Origin of the sequence: Bowmanella denitrificans (assembly GCF_002887595.1) — a bacterium.
In the GTDB taxonomy this organism is placed as follows: domain Bacteria; phylum Pseudomonadota; class Gammaproteobacteria; order Enterobacterales; family Alteromonadaceae; genus Bowmanella; species Bowmanella denitrificans.
The window spans coordinates 67,064-81,014 of sequence record NZ_PEBU01000016.1; the positions used below are offsets into that span (position 1 = coordinate 67,064).

Consider the following 13,951-nt stretch of genomic DNA (forward strand, 5'->3'; position numbering starts at 1 on the left):
GTTGTAGCCGAGCCCATGATCCAGTTTACCCATCTCAGCCTGATGCGTGGCAGCAAGGAATTGCTGACTGACGCCAATGCCACCATTTATCCAGGCCATAAGGTGGGACTGGTTGGTGCCAACGGCTGCGGTAAATCCAGCCTGTTTGCCATGCTTAAAGGTCAGTTGCAACCTGATCAGGGCGATTGTGAACTGCCCCGCCATTGGCAGATTGCGGCGGTGGCTCAGGAAACCCCCGCATCTGATCGCACCGCTCTGGACTATGTGATTGATGGCGATCACCGATTACGCCGTATTCAAGCTGAGCTGACCGATGCCGAACAGGCTCATGATGGTGAGCGAATTGCTGCATTGCACCTGCAGTTGGAACAGGCCGGTGGCTATCAGGTGGAATCAAGAGCGGCGATTATTCTGGCTGGTCTGGGTTTTTCCCAGCAACAAATTGGCCTGCCGGTACGCACCTTCTCTGGTGGCTGGCGTATGCGTCTGAATCTGGCCCAGGCACTGCTGTGTCATTCAGACTTATTGCTATTGGACGAACCCACTAACCACCTGGATTTGGATGCCGTTATCTGGCTTGAGCGTTTCCTGCAGCGCTACCCCGGCACCTTGATGTTGATTTCTCACGACAAGGCCTTCTTAGACGCCGTGGTGGAGGAAATCATCCATGTCGAGCAGCAACAGCTGAATTGCTACCGGGGCAATTACAGCGCCTTCGAGGGGCAGCGTGCGGAAAAACTTCGTCAGAAGGACTTACAATATCAAAAGCAACAGCTTCAGCGCGCGCATTTACAGTCCTTTATAGACAGATTTAAAGCCAAGGCCAGTAAGGCCAAGCAGGCGCAAAGCCGGGTAAAGCAACTGGAGAAAATGGAACAGCTGGCACCGGCCCACTACCAAAGCGGCTTTTCCTTTGAGTTCCTGCCCCCGCCCAAACTTCCAAATCCATTGGTGAGTATGGATCAGGTGCAAGTGGGTTATGGCGACAAGGTGATTTTGCAGAAGCTGCAACTAAATCTGGTACCGGGCAGCAGAATAGGTTTATTGGGGCGCAATGGTGCCGGGAAGTCCACACTGATCAAGCTGCTGGCAGGTGAAAATCCCCCTTTACACGGGGAATACCTCACGTCTGCGGGGCTGCAAATTGGTTACTTTGCCCAGCACCAGTTGGAATACCTGGATGCAAAGGCATCTGCACTGCTGCATTTACAACGCCTGGACAAACTGGCTACCGAGCAATCTCTGCGTGATTTTCTGGGCGGTTTCGGCTTTCGTGGTGATGAAGCGTTAAGCCCGGTCGCTCCCATGTCTGGTGGTGAAAAAGCCCGCCTGGTTTTGGCGTTACTGGTGTACCAAAAACCCAACCTGCTGCTGCTGGACGAACCCACTAACCATTTGGATCTGGATATGCGTCATGCCCTGAATATGGCAATTCAGGGCTTTGAGGGGGCGATGGTCTTGGTGTCCCACGACAGATTTCTGCTGAATTCGGTATGTGACGAATTTTATCTGGTGGACAGTGGTCAGGTGCAACCCTTTGCCGGTGATCTGGATGACTATAAAAACTGGTTGAGCAACACCGAGACGCCGGGCGGCGAAACGCCCAAAGCCCAGGACAATAAACCTGACCGTAAAGCCGTCAAGCGTTTGGAAGCCGAATTCCGCCAGCGTACCCAACCCTTGCGTAAAGCCATAGAAGCACAGGAAAAACGCATGGATAAGCTCAACGCCAGTCTGGCGGATATTGAGCGTCAAATGTTGGATACCAGTCTGTATGAAGAACAACATAAAGCCCGCTTAAAGGAACTGTTGGAACAGCAGGTAAATAACAAGCAAGAGCTGGAAGAACTGGAAATGCAGTGGTTGGATAATCAGGAGCAACTGGAGAATCTGCAGCTGGAATTTACCGGTAATGTGGCAGGCTGAGGCGTTCTGGCAGTTCAGTCTGGCCTGGTACGAAAAGGTAAAGCCCAGTTGTCTGCTACTGCAGGATAAGCATGGTTTTAATATCAACCTGTTGTTGCTTTGCCTTTATCTGCAACAACAGAACGCAGGATTAAGTGACCAGCAGTTGGAGTCGCTATTACACAGCCTGAGTGACACCGAAATACGCCTGCAGCCACTAAGAGCAGTGCGTCGCTCAGTGAAAGCCCTGGATATGCAGGCGTATCGGTATCTTCTTGATGCAGAGTTACGGCTGGAAAAACGTCAGCAACAAGACCTGATTGCCTGTTTAAATCAACTGGGTCCACTGCAAGCGCCCGCCGATAACCTCATGCATTACGCCCGACTTATCAAACTGGACGACAGACCGGACGTGATGCCATTAATCGCGACGCTTTATCAGAGCGTGGCAGAGTTCGGATTGCCATATTTCGGGAAATAGTTTGACCGGGGTCAAAAACCCATCATGCATAAACTCTTACTCTGAGCTCAATACAAAAGGGCCTGGAGACTATTATGCTAGAGCTTATTTTAAATGACCCTGTTGCCTGGGGCTCCCTGTTAGGGCTGGGCGTGGTGCTGGCCATCTGCTTTTATTATGTCTACCTGTTTATCCGCAACAGCATAGACGGTAAGCCACACTAACTCATCGGCCTTGTACTTGGCGCCATCCTGTTGTCAAATCTGCCAGTCTGATAACAGGAGTGGGTAGTGAGCAGCGCAGAGTACGGGCAGATCGTGGAAAGTGGCTTTCGGCCACCTTGGTGGGCTAAAAATCGCCATGTACAAACCATCTGGCCAAGATGGTTACAAAAGCGTCGTCGTATCGCACTGGATTGGGAAGCGCTTGAGCTGCCCGATGGTGACTTTGTCGAACTGGCCTGGACACCCGAACAAAAACATCAGCACGGCTTAGTGGTATGCTTTCATGGCCTGGAGGGGTCGGCTCGCTCCCACTATGCCAATGACATGCTGGCGGTTTTGCATGAACAAGGCTGGCGTGCGGTGATGATGCATTTTCGTGGCTGCGGTAACCAGCCCAATCGTACCTTACGTGCTTATCATTCCGGCGATACAGAAGATGCGCGTTTTTTGCTGGACACTCTGCAGCAGCGTTTTCCTTTGCTACCCAAAGTTGGTATGGGTTTTTCGTTAGGTGCGAATATGCTGCTCAAACTACTAGGAGAAAGAGTCAGCCAGTCCTGGTTCAGGGCCGCCATTGCTATCTCTCCGCCGTTTCGTTTGGCAGATTGTGCACAGAGCATTAATCAGGGGTTTTCAAGACTGTACCAACGTTACCTGCTGGGCAGCATGTGTAAACGCCTGCTGGATAAAATGCAGCGTCTGGACTTTTCCCAACTGGGTTTGGACGCTGGCAAGGTGAATAGTTTTAAGAGTTTCCGCGACTTCGACCAACATGTGACCGCTCCCCTGCATGGTTTTGCTTGCGCCGATGACTATTATCAGCAATGCAGTGCCGTCTCTTACATGGACAAAATCAATACTCCCACACTGGTTTTGCATGCTCTTGATGATCCCTTTATGAGCCCGCAAGTCGTGCCTAAGACAAATGAAATATCTCCTTACGTCAGGCTGGAGCTAAGTCGTCAGGGGGGGCATGTGGGGTTTATGCAGGGCACGCCCTGGCGCCCACTAATCTGGACGCACAACAGAGTGGTAGAGTTTATCCGTCCACATTTTCAAGGTAACAAATGATTATCCCTATCGAGCAACTGGAAGCCGCCACCTTGCACAATATTATCGAAGCTTTTGTACTTCGTGAAGGCACCGACTATGGCGAACAGGAAGCCAGTCTGGAAGATAAAATCCAGCAGGTACATCAACAGCTTAAACGCGGTGATGTGCTGCTGGTTTATTCAGAATTACATGAGTCAGTGAATATCCTGCCTAAAGATCAGTTTGGCGAAGCGATTCAGCAGCAGCTCTAATTTGCAGCATTAAATACCACATTAAAAGTGACAGGCACGGTCTGATCAATACTGGCAAGCCCCGCTAATTCCTGCAGTTTCTTTATGCCATCGGTCAGGCCAAACTGGACAGAGTTGACCAATACAGGCTGAACGGTAGTGGCCAGTAATTGCTCGTTGGCCAGACGGGTAACCTGAAGCTGCATGGTCAGAATCTGTGTCTTACTGTTTAGCTCCAGTTGACCTTTGACTTCCAATGGCATGCTTTCGCCCACATCCAGGCCCATTACCTCATTAGGTAACTGTGCTGTCAGGTTGGCGGTAGGGAAGAGTTTAAACAAATGTTCACGCATGCGCTCATTACGAATGGCAATATTGGTTTCAACCGAGTTCAGCTCAATTTTCACCGCCAGACTGCCGTCTTCCGCCAGTGTGCCGTTAAAATCAGTGAAATGATGAGTTTCTGTTACCAGATTATTTTTGGTCGACAGAAAAGACAGGCTGGATACTTGTTGATCCATTTGCCAGTCGGCCAATGCGGCTTGAGAACACAGCAGTAACGCTGCCAAACTAACACGTTTCATGATCTTCCTTTTATTTGATGTTTGACTACATCCTGCCAGTTGACACCGGGGTCGCCCAGCACGACAAAGTCGGGGTTCGTCAGACTGTTACGTCTGTTGTAAGTCAGGGGTTCAAAATTGGCCGCCAGCACTTTGCCACCTGCTTCGGTAACAATACATTGGGAGGCGCCGGTGTCCCACTCGCCGGTGTCGCCCACACGTAAAAACACATCGGCCTTACCTTCGGCAATAAAGCAGGCTTTTAACGAACAGCTACCCAAAGGCAAAGGCTGATAGACCCGGCTGCTGTTTAAGCTGGACATCACCTTCTCCCTGGATTGCCGGCGGCTGATGGCAATCACCACCACCCCGTTAGCTGGATCATCCAGCTTGCGCACGCTGATACGCTTATCTTCCTTAGGGGTTTCTTTGAATGCCCCCTGATTTTTACTGGCGTAATAAAGTGAATCACCGGCTGGCCAGTAGATTACCCCTACTACCGGTTCATTGTCTTCCACCAGGGCAATATTTACCGCAAAGTCACCGCTACGGGCGACGAATTCCTGTGTGCCATCGATGGGGTCTATCAGCCAATAACGTTTCCAATGCTGGCGCTGGGCAAGATTACCGTTATTTTGCTCTTCCGACATAATGGGAATGTCCGGAGTCTGTTCCTTAAGCATGGCCTGGATAATGTCATTGGCCTGGTAATCTGCACTGGTGACCGGGGACTCGTCAGCCTTACTGAAGCTCTGATAATCGCCGCTGTCATACACTTTTAGTATTACCCGCCCTGCTTCGCGAGCGGCTTGTTTGGCTATGGCCAAATATCTGCTTAAATCCCCGTTCGACATTATCGGTTCCTTAACCACCTCTCTGTCAGTAACAAGGCGGCAATACTGCGCGCCTCGGTAAAATCCTCGCGATCCAACAGGCCGTCCAAATCCTGAACCGACCATGGCACCACTTCCAGTGGCTCGGGCTCATCTCCTTCCAGGCGATGGGGGTAAAGATCTTCTGCAATCAGTACTTCCATACTGGCATTGAAGAACGCCGGGGCCATGCTGACCCTGTGCAGACGATGCAGGGTTTTGGCCCCGTAACCCACTTCTTCCATCAATTCCCGGTTACCTGCCTGCAGGCTGTCTTCACCTGGGTCTATCAAACCTTTGGGAAAGCCCAACTGGTAGGAATGGGTACCAGCAGCATATTCGCGCACCAGTAGCAGCGTGTTGGCATCTAAAAAGGGCACCAGCATCACGGCGCCACGGCCTGAGCCTTTCATGCGCTCAAACTCGCGCCGCGCACCGTTTGAAAACTCCAGATCCAGTTTTTCTATATGAAAGAGGCGACTGCGGGCCACCACTTGTGCATCATGGATAAGAGGAAGGGCTTTGTCTGACGTGACTTTACTCATCTACCTGTCGCGTTAGAATATCTCGCCCTAACTATAACTCAATAAGTGGCGGATAAAACAGCGTATTGCTGTGTGAATGCCAATTAATTGCCTTTATGGAGCGACTGCCGATGCTGTCCTGGAATCAAATTGACACTGTACTGCTGGATATGGACGGCACCCTGCTGGACCTGCACTTTGACAATCATTTTTGGTTGGAACTGATCCCGGCCAAACTGGCGGAGCGGGACGGTATCAGTCTGGAGCAGGCCAAAGCCCGCATGCAGAAGGACTATGATGCGGTAACCGGCACTATTGCCTGGTATTGCCTGGACTACTGGGCCGAGCGTTTGCAAATGGATATTGTCAGCGCCAAACGTGAGGTGCAGCATCTGATCAGTTTACGGGAGGACAGCCTGCCGTTTCTGGATGCTCTGCATGCCAGTGGTCGCCAGGTAGTGTTGGTAACCAATGCCCATCCTGGCAGCTTGTCGCTAAAGGTGGAACGGACCCAACTGGACCAGCACATTGACTTGCTGATCTCCACCCATGAATTCGGTGTCACTAAGGAATCCCAGTCCCTATGGCAACAACTTCAGGCCCGATTAGGCTTTGACCCGGCCCGCACGCTGTTTGTGGATGACAGTCTGGTGATTCTGGAAGCAGCCCGTCAGTTTGGCATCGCGCATCTGTTGGCGGTCAGCAACCCTGACTCGAAAATACCCGCCAGACAGATTGATGACTTCCCTGCCGTGCAGGATTTTCGTTATCTACTTGAGGATATTCGCCGCTACCCTGTTCAACCAGACCGCTAAGTAAAGCGCGCCTTTGTGCATATTTTGTCATCCTGCTGTCTTGACCTCTGACCGACTATCGCTTTAACTGCCGCTTCCGGCGCTGGGTACTCATCCCATTTGTAGGTGTCCGACGTCAGGAACAGGACGCAGGTGCTGACTTGCTATGGAATGAAGTCAGTATCTGAACATTATAAAAAAGCCTAGAACGGCAGGAAATTTATGCAAATCACAACACAAAAAGTGAAACTCGGCCTTGCGCTTGGTATGGCTTTGACTCTGATTGCCTGTGGAGGCGGTGGCGGGTCTTCTGGCACGACAAAACCCGTTAATAATGGCACATCGCCCACCGCGCAGTGGCAGGCCGGCGTGTATGCCAGCTCTGCCAGTCTGAAAGATCAATGTGCAACTCCCCGAACTGGTGTCGACCCTGTCACCAATAACGCCTATCCGGATAAAAAAGGCAGCGAGACCTTGGAAAAGCTGTGGCTACGCTCCTGGAGCCACGAAAGTTATCTTTGGTACGATGAACTGGATGATGTTAATCCAGCTGGTTATGGTGTGCTGGAGTATTTTGAGCGTTTGAAGACGGATTTACGCACTGCATCTGGCAGCTACAAAGATAACTTCCACTACGCGCAAGATACCGCTGAACTCAATAAACGCACCCAGTCGGGAGTGACAAGTGGTTATGGTTTTGAATGGGTTTGGGGCAGTCCCTACCCTCCCCGCAGTTTGCATGTGGTATACATTGAGCCCGGTTCTCCTGCCGACCTGGCGGGCATCGAACGTGGGATGCAACTGGTTAACATAAATGGCCGCGATTTGATCTACGACGAAACTGATGCGGGTGTGGATGCCATTAATAACGGCCTGTTCCCTGAGTCGGTTGGCCAGCGAACGCCAATGACGTTCAAAACCCTGAGCGGCAACATGCTTGATGTATCGTTAACCTCGGCTGACTATGAAATTCATGCAGTAGCGAAAACAACGGTATTAAATACAACTCAGGGACGGGTCGGCTATCTGCTGTTTAACACTTTTAATATCTTTAAATCCCAGCAACCACTGAAAGCGGCAATACAGCAACTCAAGGACGCCAATATCAGCGAGCTGGTGCTGGATCTGCGCTACAACGGCGGTGGGTTGCTGGCCCAGTCATCGCAGCTTGGCTATATGATCACCGGCCCGGATATTGTCCCGGCAGATGCGTTCTTTGAAAGAATAGTATTCAACGGCAAGTTTGAAGAAGATGATGAATTAGTGTTCATTAACCAATTACTGGATGAAGAATTCTATGGAACAGGCGTGGCGCTACCCACCCTGGATTTGACTCGTGTGTATGTATTGTCTACCGGCAATACCTGTTCAGCCAGTGAATCGTTGATCAATGCACTCAGGGGCATTGATGTTGAGGTGGTGCTGATGGGCGACACCACCTGTGGTAAACCCTATGGTTTTTATCCTACAGATAACTGCGGTACTACCTATTCCACCATCCAGTTTAAAGGAGAAAACTACGCGGGCTTTGGTGAATATGCCGATGGACTTAAACCCAAACAGCGACCTAACCTGAACTTTCTGGACGAAGTGCCAGGGTGCAGGGTGGACGACGACTTAAACCACGCTTTGGGTGATACTCAGGAAGCCCTGCTCGCCGCTGCACTGCAACATATGCAGGATGCTAGCTGTCCCCCAGAGCCACCCAGAACCAATAAGACTAAAACGCTACAGAGAAGTGGCCCAGCTGTGCAAACCGCAAGTTCGCATAACCCGCTGTGGAACAACAAGATCTACCCGAATAAGGTGGTACTACAGAGGTTAAGTCAATGAGAGGAAATGCCATTTTATTCTGCTCAGTACTACTAAGTGCCTGTCAGGGCACCGCCATGCAGATGGTGCCAGCGGTGATTACCAACCCATCCGCTGAGGTCAAAGCGGAGTTGCAACAGGTTATTCAACAGGCCATTGGTGTGGCCGCTACCCCCATGCTGGAAACGGCTTTAACCGACAGCCATAAACTGCTGCTGGAACGCCAGGCCCTGCGTGATACACAAGGACGGCTGCTAAATGGCCGGCACAACGAGCCGCCACTGGTGTTTGAGTTATATCTGTCGTCAGGTATTTGCCAGTTAGTTCAAGTAGGCAGCGAGCAAAGTTTTGCACTTAAGCAGGCCAAATGCCGCCCGTTAGCAACATCTGACAAGGAGTAGGTTCAGCGGCAAAAAATCGGCTATCACCAGGAAAACGCGCCCTTGTCGGCGCGTTTTTTTACCTCTGTCAGAACCGAATCTGGTAGTAGCCCTGATTATCAGCCTGGCCAAATAACCTGGCAGCCTGGTGAACCTCCTCCGGCAACTCGGCGGACGGTTTAAATCTGCCTGTCACTTTGACTTTAAAGTCAGCCGGTATCCTGGCCTGAGCATTAAGGCCAAAGCTATTAGGTTCTTTGATGTCCAGCAACAGTTGCTTGTCCTGGCAGCTTAGATCCGCGCTGAAATTCCCAAGCGGAATAAAACCGCGGGTACCAGACACCTGGGCGTTTAACCACTGTCCCCGCCCGATAGCACTGTGGCAGCCGCTCTGATCGTATTCCAGTTCATCCAGATTGACCTTAAACCTGCCCTTGGCATTGACCGGCAAAGGTAATGGTAACTGGGCAATCACCAGATCGGTGGGCAAAAAGATCTCCAACCCCTCAGAGGCAATGCTGTTATTGCCGAGACGGAGATGACCTTGTAGCGAGATTTGTTCGACGTCTCTGCTATTACCGGCGTTCAGTGCCAGTGATAACTTGCCGGTTAACAATGCCCATGGATTGACCTGCCAGTGAAGCTGGCGAACAGGTAAGCCCTGATATTGCACTATGGCGGCACGACCATTCCAGATACTACCCTGCAATCCCTGAATCTGCAGTTGTGGCGGCAACGGCAGTCGTGGCACAACCTGCGCGGCCGGCAGGCTGGCTATTAACAACAGCAGGTAGGCCAATAATGACAGGCCCAGAATCTTGACAAACTTCATGCTTATCCTTTGCTTAACTGCAATCTGCGGATGCGAATCTGACCGGTATTGGCGGTCTCAGCAAAATCGGCATCCATAATCACTATGCCCATTTGTTCCAGGCCCTGTAACCAGGCCACTACCTGGTTGAAGGGGGCTTCGTCCACCCAAACCTGTAATTCTTCACCTTGTGGCTGCATACGGGCGATACTGATATTGACCCGGCTGGCTGACTGATTCACCGCCTGGGTTAGCGAACCGTTAAATTTACTGCTTTTGCTGGCACTGCCTTTTAGTTGCTGGACGCGATTGGCATTTTTTTGTACCCAGGTCAGCAATTCCTGCTGACTGGCTATCGCCGCCTGATTGCGTGCAATAGACTGGTTCAGCGGTGACCAGACCAGAAAGTAAAACAACAGCACTGCTAATACGGCTGCGGCCGCCAGCACCAAACGCTGTTCACGTTCTGACAGGGCTTTGAATTTTTCCATGATTTGCTTCACATCAGCTCCTTATGGACAGTGAACCGACCACTTTATTATCGGTGTTATTTATCGCGCCCTGATCAACGCTGAACCCCTGACCTTCGGCCAGGCGACGAAACTGTTCCAGCGCTTCGAAACTATCGGCAGCAGCTTGCATACGTAACTCGGCGCGCTTGCTGTCAAATTTCAGGGTCTGCGGACGTACCTGACTTTGGGCAAAGGCCGGGCTGAGTTGCGACAGCATTACCAGCAAGGACGTGCCACCACCGCCCTGCTGAAGTTCACTGAGTTTCTGATTCATTTGCGAGCGAACGTTGACGATTCGGGTCACTTCGGGAAATGCGCGCTTAAACTCGGCCTGAATCTGGGCGTCCAACTCTGCCTTGTGGCTGGCCAACTGGCTGGCCTGCAGGCCTTTATCCACCAGGCTGGTGGTCAGGGCTACCACGGCAAGAACCGCGGCCAGGCGCCATTTCTGCCACTGGCCGTTATGTTGGCGCTTGGGCTTAAATTCCCCCTGCAGCAAATTGAAGCTTTGCGCCAGCGCACCCTGGGCCAACACTTTCATTGGCATTTCCAGCGGTTCGGCCTGTTGCACCAGATTGGGTGAGTCCGGCAAGGCCAGATCGGAATAATTGGCGATCTGCAGTGGCTCGCTCAGCTGTTTGGCAAAATGCAGTAAGGCATCCAGCATCCAGGTGCTTTCCCCTTGCATGCCTTTCCATTGGTCCTGACGAATCAATAACTGCTCACCAAGCTGTAGCATGGACCAGCCAGTGCTGTTTACCGGCAGGGCCAGCACATCGGGCAGTAACTTATGGCAAACAAGACCGGCATCGGCCAGCATCGCCTGCCACAGGCGCAGACGTTGTTTATCTACCACTGCTACAGCCTGGCTGTTGGCCTGGCGTGGTCCGATGGCAAAAAACTGGCTGTCAATGTCGCTGCACAGCTCATCTTCCAACATAAAGGGAATGGCCGCCAGGGCTTTACGCCCGGATTTGGCTGGCATATTCACCCAATGCAATAAGATATCGCTGGCCGGTACCAGAGCGGTGACAGGCCTTGAACCGGCTCTGTCTCGTAAGCTGGCAAGCTGAGCGGCATCCGGCAATTCCCCGGATGCAATAATATCCTGTTCGGTAGCGGACCAAACCAGCCACTGCACCGGGTCCAGTGCATCGCTGCCCAGCCTGACAATCAGCTGTTCTGTCATTGAAAACCTCCAAATTCCCTGCGTATTACGCTGGCCTGATGATCATTGCCCACCTTCAGCAGGGAGGACATGGCGAAGCTGGCATTATTGTAACGACTTCGGGTCTGCAATAAAAAATATCCTGTGGTGACGTCAAACCAGGCTTTCTGGTCATCATCCAGGTTTAAATTAGTGATCTCCGGCATATTCAGAAAATCTTCTTTACTCTCGAATCCTTCCGGACGCCGGGAAGAGAGAATATCTTTAACATTCTGCAGGCTGATACTGCTACCCAAGAGCGCATGTAACAACGGCGCGGCACTTTCGTCCAGGGTATTGATATTGATTTTCAGCTCAGTATGCCCGGGAATCACACAAAGCAGCGGTAATACCTTGCTTAGCCACTTGGGATTGGCACCATTGACCATACGCAGTTCGCTGATACTGCTCATCAGGCCATTGGCTGGCAGATAAGGGGGCTGCATGGCTTCGTAGTCACTGTCTTCTGCACCATAGGGGCTGAGGTTGTCATCTTCATCCAGCCAGTCCAGTACCGAATCTCTGAACACATCCACTTCATAGGAAGGAATCTCAAATTCCTCGCTTTGCAGCAAGCGCTTAAAAGCATCGGCCAGCGGTCTGCTATTACTGCTGGTTTGCAGGGCGTTGACGTTAAAGCAGCTTTGCATGTCGGTGAGCTTGGCTTCGATTCCGCCGTTTTCCAATGGAAACTGAATATCACTGGCTGCCCAGGGCTGATTGAGGTTAATCACGCCGTTGGCATTTTTCATCTGTTCGGCCAGGGCTTTTTGCGCATATTGCTCGGCGCTCATGGCGTACCAATAAGCCTGGTTGCTGTCTTTGAGATTGCCAGCGCGTTTGGCCTGCAATTGCAATCTGGAGCCCATCTGCGTGGCGATGACGCTGACCAGTGCCACTATCATCAACACCAGCACCAGGGCCACACCACGCTGTCCTTTAGTTGACTGCATTGGGGTCGCCTCCCTCTGAGGCCAGCAGAAACTCGCGGCGTATGCGGCCAAAATCGACACTGTCGAATTCAATGGCAATAGCTCTTGGCAGTACCGCACCAACGTAGTCATCCTGCCATTTCAGTTCCCTTTCAAAGCCGGCGTTGGGCAAAAACTGTACGCGAAAATCTTCAATATCCTGCAACAGCACTTTTACTTTGGGTTCACTACCAATCACGCTGTCCGGATGGTTGCTGTACAGGCGCTGCAGGGTGCCATCCTGCAGCCGATAGCCAACGGCTTGCAGAGTACTTCTGGGTAACATCAACTGCGGATTCTGCCAGCCGGCGCGTACCAGCGCCAGGCCGTCGGCCTCGCTTTGCAGTTGATCCTGACCGCCACTGATAACCTTGCCGTTGGCATCGCCGTTAATGCGTACGGCACGGGGAACGGCCTGCAGAATATCCCTTTCTAAATACAGCATAGCCCGCTGCAGGGCTTCCAGTTTAGCCACCCGTTGACTGGATATGGCATCTGAGTCTGTGGTGGTGGTGAGCACGGAGTAAGCCGCCATGCCAATCATGGTGAAAATGGCCATGGCAATCAGGATTTCCAGCAAGGTAAAGCCACGGGCGTTCATTATGGGTTCCTGGCTGGTTTGGCAATATAGGTGCTGACCATGGTAATGGCCTGCGGGGCATTTTCTTCCAGCCGTACTTCCACTTCCACCTGGCGCAGTTCCTTATCGGCGGTTTCCTTGACCAATTGCTTCCAGTACCAGGTGCGGTGTGCCATTTCCACACTGCCTTTTTGATTGTTTTGTGGTGGCCAGCGGCCTTCCAGATGGATTTGTGTCAGGCGGTTATCGGCCACCCAGGTGGCCATAGTCACTTCTTCAATCATGCCGACATTATGCAGGTGTTCCCCGGCCGCTTTCATTACTGCGGTGCCGGCAATAGCGAAAATCAGCAAGGCGACCATGACTTCCAGTAAGGTCATGCCCCGCTGTTTGGTTGCATTCAGCCTGGTCAGACACAACATCATGGGTTATCCAGTGCCTCGCTGACAGAAAGTGGTGGCATATCCTGCGCATCTACCCTAAAACCCACGGGCCTCTGGTTGCCGAAGGAAGGTTCGAACTTAAAGGTCAAACTAAAGGGGGTAATTTCGCCACTGGATAACAGTAATACTTGTGGTGGTGGCAGTTTTTCCTCGTCCTCACCGATTTCGACGCCTTCCTCACTGACAGACAACTGCTCGTCAAACAGCGCCTGGTCAAACAAACTCTCCTCGTCCTGCCAGGGCAGATCCTCCAGCTCCAGCGCCAGGCTCATGTCTTCGTCCAGATCGCGCTGCTCGAAGAGTTTATCCTGTTCAATCTTTTGCCACTGCTGCTTGTCGTCAAGCTGCATAAAATAGTAGTGATCTTCTTCTATTCGCAGGCCCAGTTCCAATTGGTTTAGCACCGCATAGTCCGACGCCATATTCATGACCACGGCAAACCGCTGCGCCTGTTCTTTCAATATATCTTCAGGGCTTTTGCCCAGCGCGGTAAAGGTCACAGTGCTGACGATCAGGCCCATCAGCAACAATACCAGCATCACTTCAAGCAACGTGAAGCCGCGGCTGGGTATTGAATGTAACGGGTACTTGGCTGGCATGGCGTGTCCGG

The 13,951-nt window shown here is 51.8% G+C and carries 18 protein-coding genes; 8 read left to right on the forward strand and 10 right to left on the reverse strand.

Annotated features, from left to right (window positions below; all coding sequences use genetic code 11):
* Positions 1-15: 15 nt before the first annotated feature.
* The 5 genes from CSR04_RS22465 to CSR04_RS22480 all read left to right on the forward strand — a co-directional run bounded on the left by CSR04_RS22465 (position 16) and on the right by CSR04_RS22480 (position 3,893).
* A complete protein-coding gene (locus CSR04_RS22465; RefSeq protein ID WP_102798585.1) occupies positions 16-1,926 on the forward strand; it encodes an ATP-binding cassette domain-containing protein in 1,911 nt (636 codons plus the stop codon).
* Positions 1,913-2,386 carry a TIGR02444 family protein gene (locus CSR04_RS22470; protein ID WP_102798586.1) on the forward strand — a complete coding sequence of 158 codons (474 nt, stop codon included), beginning with the start codon at positions 1,913-1,915 and terminating at the stop codon, positions 2,384-2,386. Before CSR04_RS22465 ends, CSR04_RS22470 begins: the two co-directional genes overlap by 14 nt.
* Before the next feature lie 74 nt (positions 2,387-2,460).
* Positions 2,461-2,589 carry a hypothetical protein gene (locus CSR04_RS25460; protein WP_281259808.1) on the forward strand — a complete coding sequence of 43 codons (129 nt, stop codon included), beginning with the start codon at positions 2,461-2,463 and terminating at the stop codon, positions 2,587-2,589.
* A gap of 66 nt (positions 2,590-2,655) precedes the next feature.
* Entirely contained in the window at positions 2,656-3,660 is a 1,005-nt protein-coding gene (locus tag CSR04_RS22475) for a hydrolase (protein WP_102798587.1), read from the forward strand.
* Positions 3,657-3,893 carry a YheU family protein gene (locus CSR04_RS22480; RefSeq protein WP_102798588.1) on the forward strand — a complete coding sequence of 79 codons (237 nt, stop codon included), beginning with the start codon at positions 3,657-3,659 and terminating at the stop codon, positions 3,891-3,893. Before CSR04_RS22475 ends, CSR04_RS22480 begins: the two co-directional genes overlap by 4 nt.
* On the opposite strand, the gene CSR04_RS22485 is transcribed toward CSR04_RS22480, so the two are convergent.
* From CSR04_RS22485 to nudE, 3 genes are read right to left on the reverse strand one after another with little or no spacing between them, the layout of a single operon-like run.
* Entirely contained in the window at positions 3,890-4,456 is a 567-nt protein-coding gene (locus tag CSR04_RS22485; RefSeq protein WP_102798589.1) for a YceI family protein, read from the reverse strand. The two genes, CSR04_RS22480 and CSR04_RS22485, sit on opposite strands and share 4 nt — an antisense overlap.
* Positions 4,453-5,289, reverse strand: a complete 837-nt coding sequence (gene cysQ / locus CSR04_RS22490; protein WP_102798590.1) for a 3'(2'),5'-bisphosphate nucleotidase CysQ — start codon at positions 5,287-5,289, stop codon at positions 4,453-4,455. The genes CSR04_RS22485 and cysQ overlap by 4 nt, the downstream gene beginning before the upstream one ends.
* A complete protein-coding gene (gene nudE / locus CSR04_RS22495) occupies positions 5,289-5,852 on the reverse strand; it encodes an ADP compounds hydrolase NudE (RefSeq protein ID WP_102798591.1) in 564 nt (187 codons plus the stop codon). Before nudE ends, cysQ begins: the two co-directional genes overlap by 1 nt.
* Before the next feature lie 104 nt (positions 5,853-5,956).
* On the opposite strand from nudE, the gene yrfG reads away from it, so the two are divergent.
* From yrfG to CSR04_RS22510, 3 genes are all read left to right on the forward strand, one after another.
* Positions 5,957-6,646: a GMP/IMP nucleotidase gene (yrfG, locus tag CSR04_RS22500; RefSeq protein ID WP_102798608.1), complete on the forward strand. Its 690-nt coding sequence runs from the start codon at positions 5,957-5,959 to the stop codon at positions 6,644-6,646.
* 201 nt (positions 6,647-6,847) lie between these two features.
* Positions 6,848-8,458 (forward strand): S41 family peptidase, encoded by a 1,611-nt coding sequence (locus CSR04_RS22505; RefSeq protein ID WP_102798592.1) that lies wholly within the window; start codon positions 6,848-6,850, stop codon positions 8,456-8,458.
* Positions 8,455-8,838, forward strand: coding sequence for a hypothetical protein (locus CSR04_RS22510; protein WP_102798593.1), 384 nt, complete (start codon positions 8,455-8,457; stop codon positions 8,836-8,838). Before CSR04_RS22505 ends, CSR04_RS22510 begins: the two co-directional genes overlap by 4 nt.
* A gap of 67 nt (positions 8,839-8,905) precedes the next feature.
* Here CSR04_RS22510 and CSR04_RS22515 read toward each other — a convergent pair whose 3' ends face one another.
* Genes CSR04_RS22515 through gspH form a run of 7 tightly spaced genes read right to left on the reverse strand, consistent with a single transcriptional unit; the run spans position 8,906 to position 13,940 of the window.
* Complete coding sequence (locus CSR04_RS22515) at positions 8,906-9,649, reverse strand: type II secretion system protein N (RefSeq protein ID WP_102798594.1); 744 nt, start codon at positions 9,647-9,649, stop codon at positions 8,906-8,908.
* A 2-nt stretch (positions 9,650-9,651) separates the two neighbouring features.
* Positions 9,652-10,131: a type II secretion system protein GspM gene (gene gspM / locus CSR04_RS22520; RefSeq protein ID WP_102798595.1), complete on the reverse strand. Its 480-nt coding sequence runs from the start codon at positions 10,129-10,131 to the stop codon at positions 9,652-9,654.
* Between the two features lies 1 nt (position 10,132).
* Complete coding sequence (gspL, locus tag CSR04_RS22525) at positions 10,133-11,329, reverse strand: type II secretion system protein GspL (protein WP_102798596.1); 1,197 nt, start codon at positions 11,327-11,329, stop codon at positions 10,133-10,135.
* A complete protein-coding gene (gene gspK / locus CSR04_RS22530) occupies positions 11,326-12,300 on the reverse strand; it encodes a type II secretion system minor pseudopilin GspK (protein ID WP_102798597.1) in 975 nt (324 codons plus the stop codon). The genes gspL and gspK overlap by 4 nt, the downstream gene beginning before the upstream one ends.
* A complete protein-coding gene (gspJ, locus tag CSR04_RS22535; RefSeq protein WP_102798598.1) occupies positions 12,287-12,919 on the reverse strand; it encodes a type II secretion system minor pseudopilin GspJ in 633 nt (210 codons plus the stop codon). Before gspJ ends, gspK begins: the two co-directional genes overlap by 14 nt.
* Positions 12,919-13,323, reverse strand: coding sequence for a type II secretion system minor pseudopilin GspI (gene gspI / locus CSR04_RS22540; protein WP_245921840.1), 405 nt, complete (start codon positions 13,321-13,323; stop codon positions 12,919-12,921). The genes gspJ and gspI overlap by 1 nt, the downstream gene beginning before the upstream one ends.
* The gene (gene gspH / locus CSR04_RS22545; RefSeq protein ID WP_102798599.1) at positions 13,320-13,940 is read right to left on the reverse strand and encodes a type II secretion system minor pseudopilin GspH; all 621 of its coding nucleotides are present in this window, start codon (positions 13,938-13,940) and stop codon (positions 13,320-13,322) included. The genes gspI and gspH overlap by 4 nt, the downstream gene beginning before the upstream one ends.
* Between the last annotated feature and the right edge of the window lie 11 nt (positions 13,941-13,951).

Coding starts and splice junctions, on each gene's coding strand:
- CSR04_RS22465 (WP_102798585.1), top strand. CDS start 16: ATGATCCAGTTTACCCATCTCAGCCTGATGCGTGGCAGCAAGGAATTG.
- CSR04_RS22470 (WP_102798586.1), top strand. CDS start 1,913: ATGTGGCAGGCTGAGGCGTTCTGGCAGTTCAGTCTGGCCTGGTACGAA.
- CSR04_RS25460 (WP_281259808.1), top strand. CDS start 2,461: ATGCTAGAGCTTATTTTAAATGACCCTGTTGCCTGGGGCTCCCTGTTA.
- CSR04_RS22480 (WP_102798588.1), top strand. CDS start 3,657: ATGATTATCCCTATCGAGCAACTGGAAGCCGCCACCTTGCACAATATT.
- CSR04_RS22485 (WP_102798589.1), bottom strand. CDS start 4,456: ATGAAACGTGTTAGTTTGGCAGCGTTACTGCTGTGTTCTCAAGCCGCA.
- cysQ (WP_102798590.1), bottom strand. CDS start 5,289: ATGTCGAACGGGGATTTAAGCAGATATTTGGCCATAGCCAAACAAGCC.
- nudE (WP_102798591.1), bottom strand. CDS start 5,852: ATGAGTAAAGTCACGTCAGACAAAGCCCTTCCTCTTATCCATGATGCA.
- CSR04_RS22505 (WP_102798592.1), top strand. CDS start 6,848: ATGCAAATCACAACACAAAAAGTGAAACTCGGCCTTGCGCTTGGTATG.
- CSR04_RS22510 (WP_102798593.1), top strand. CDS start 8,455: ATGAGAGGAAATGCCATTTTATTCTGCTCAGTACTACTAAGTGCCTGT.
- CSR04_RS22515 (WP_102798594.1), bottom strand. CDS start 9,649: ATGAAGTTTGTCAAGATTCTGGGCCTGTCATTATTGGCCTACCTGCTG.
- gspL (WP_102798596.1), bottom strand. CDS start 11,329: ATGACAGAACAGCTGATTGTCAGGCTGGGCAGCGATGCACTGGACCCG.
- gspK (WP_102798597.1), bottom strand. CDS start 12,300: ATGCAGTCAACTAAAGGACAGCGTGGTGTGGCCCTGGTGCTGGTGTTG.
- gspJ (WP_102798598.1), bottom strand. CDS start 12,919: ATGAACGCCCGTGGCTTTACCTTGCTGGAAATCCTGATTGCCATGGCC.
- gspI (WP_245921840.1), bottom strand. CDS start 13,323: ATGATGTTGTGTCTGACCAGGCTGAATGCAACCAAACAGCGGGGCATG.
- gspH (WP_102798599.1), bottom strand. CDS start 13,940: ATGCCAGCCAAGTACCCGTTACATTCAATACCCAGCCGCGGCTTCACG.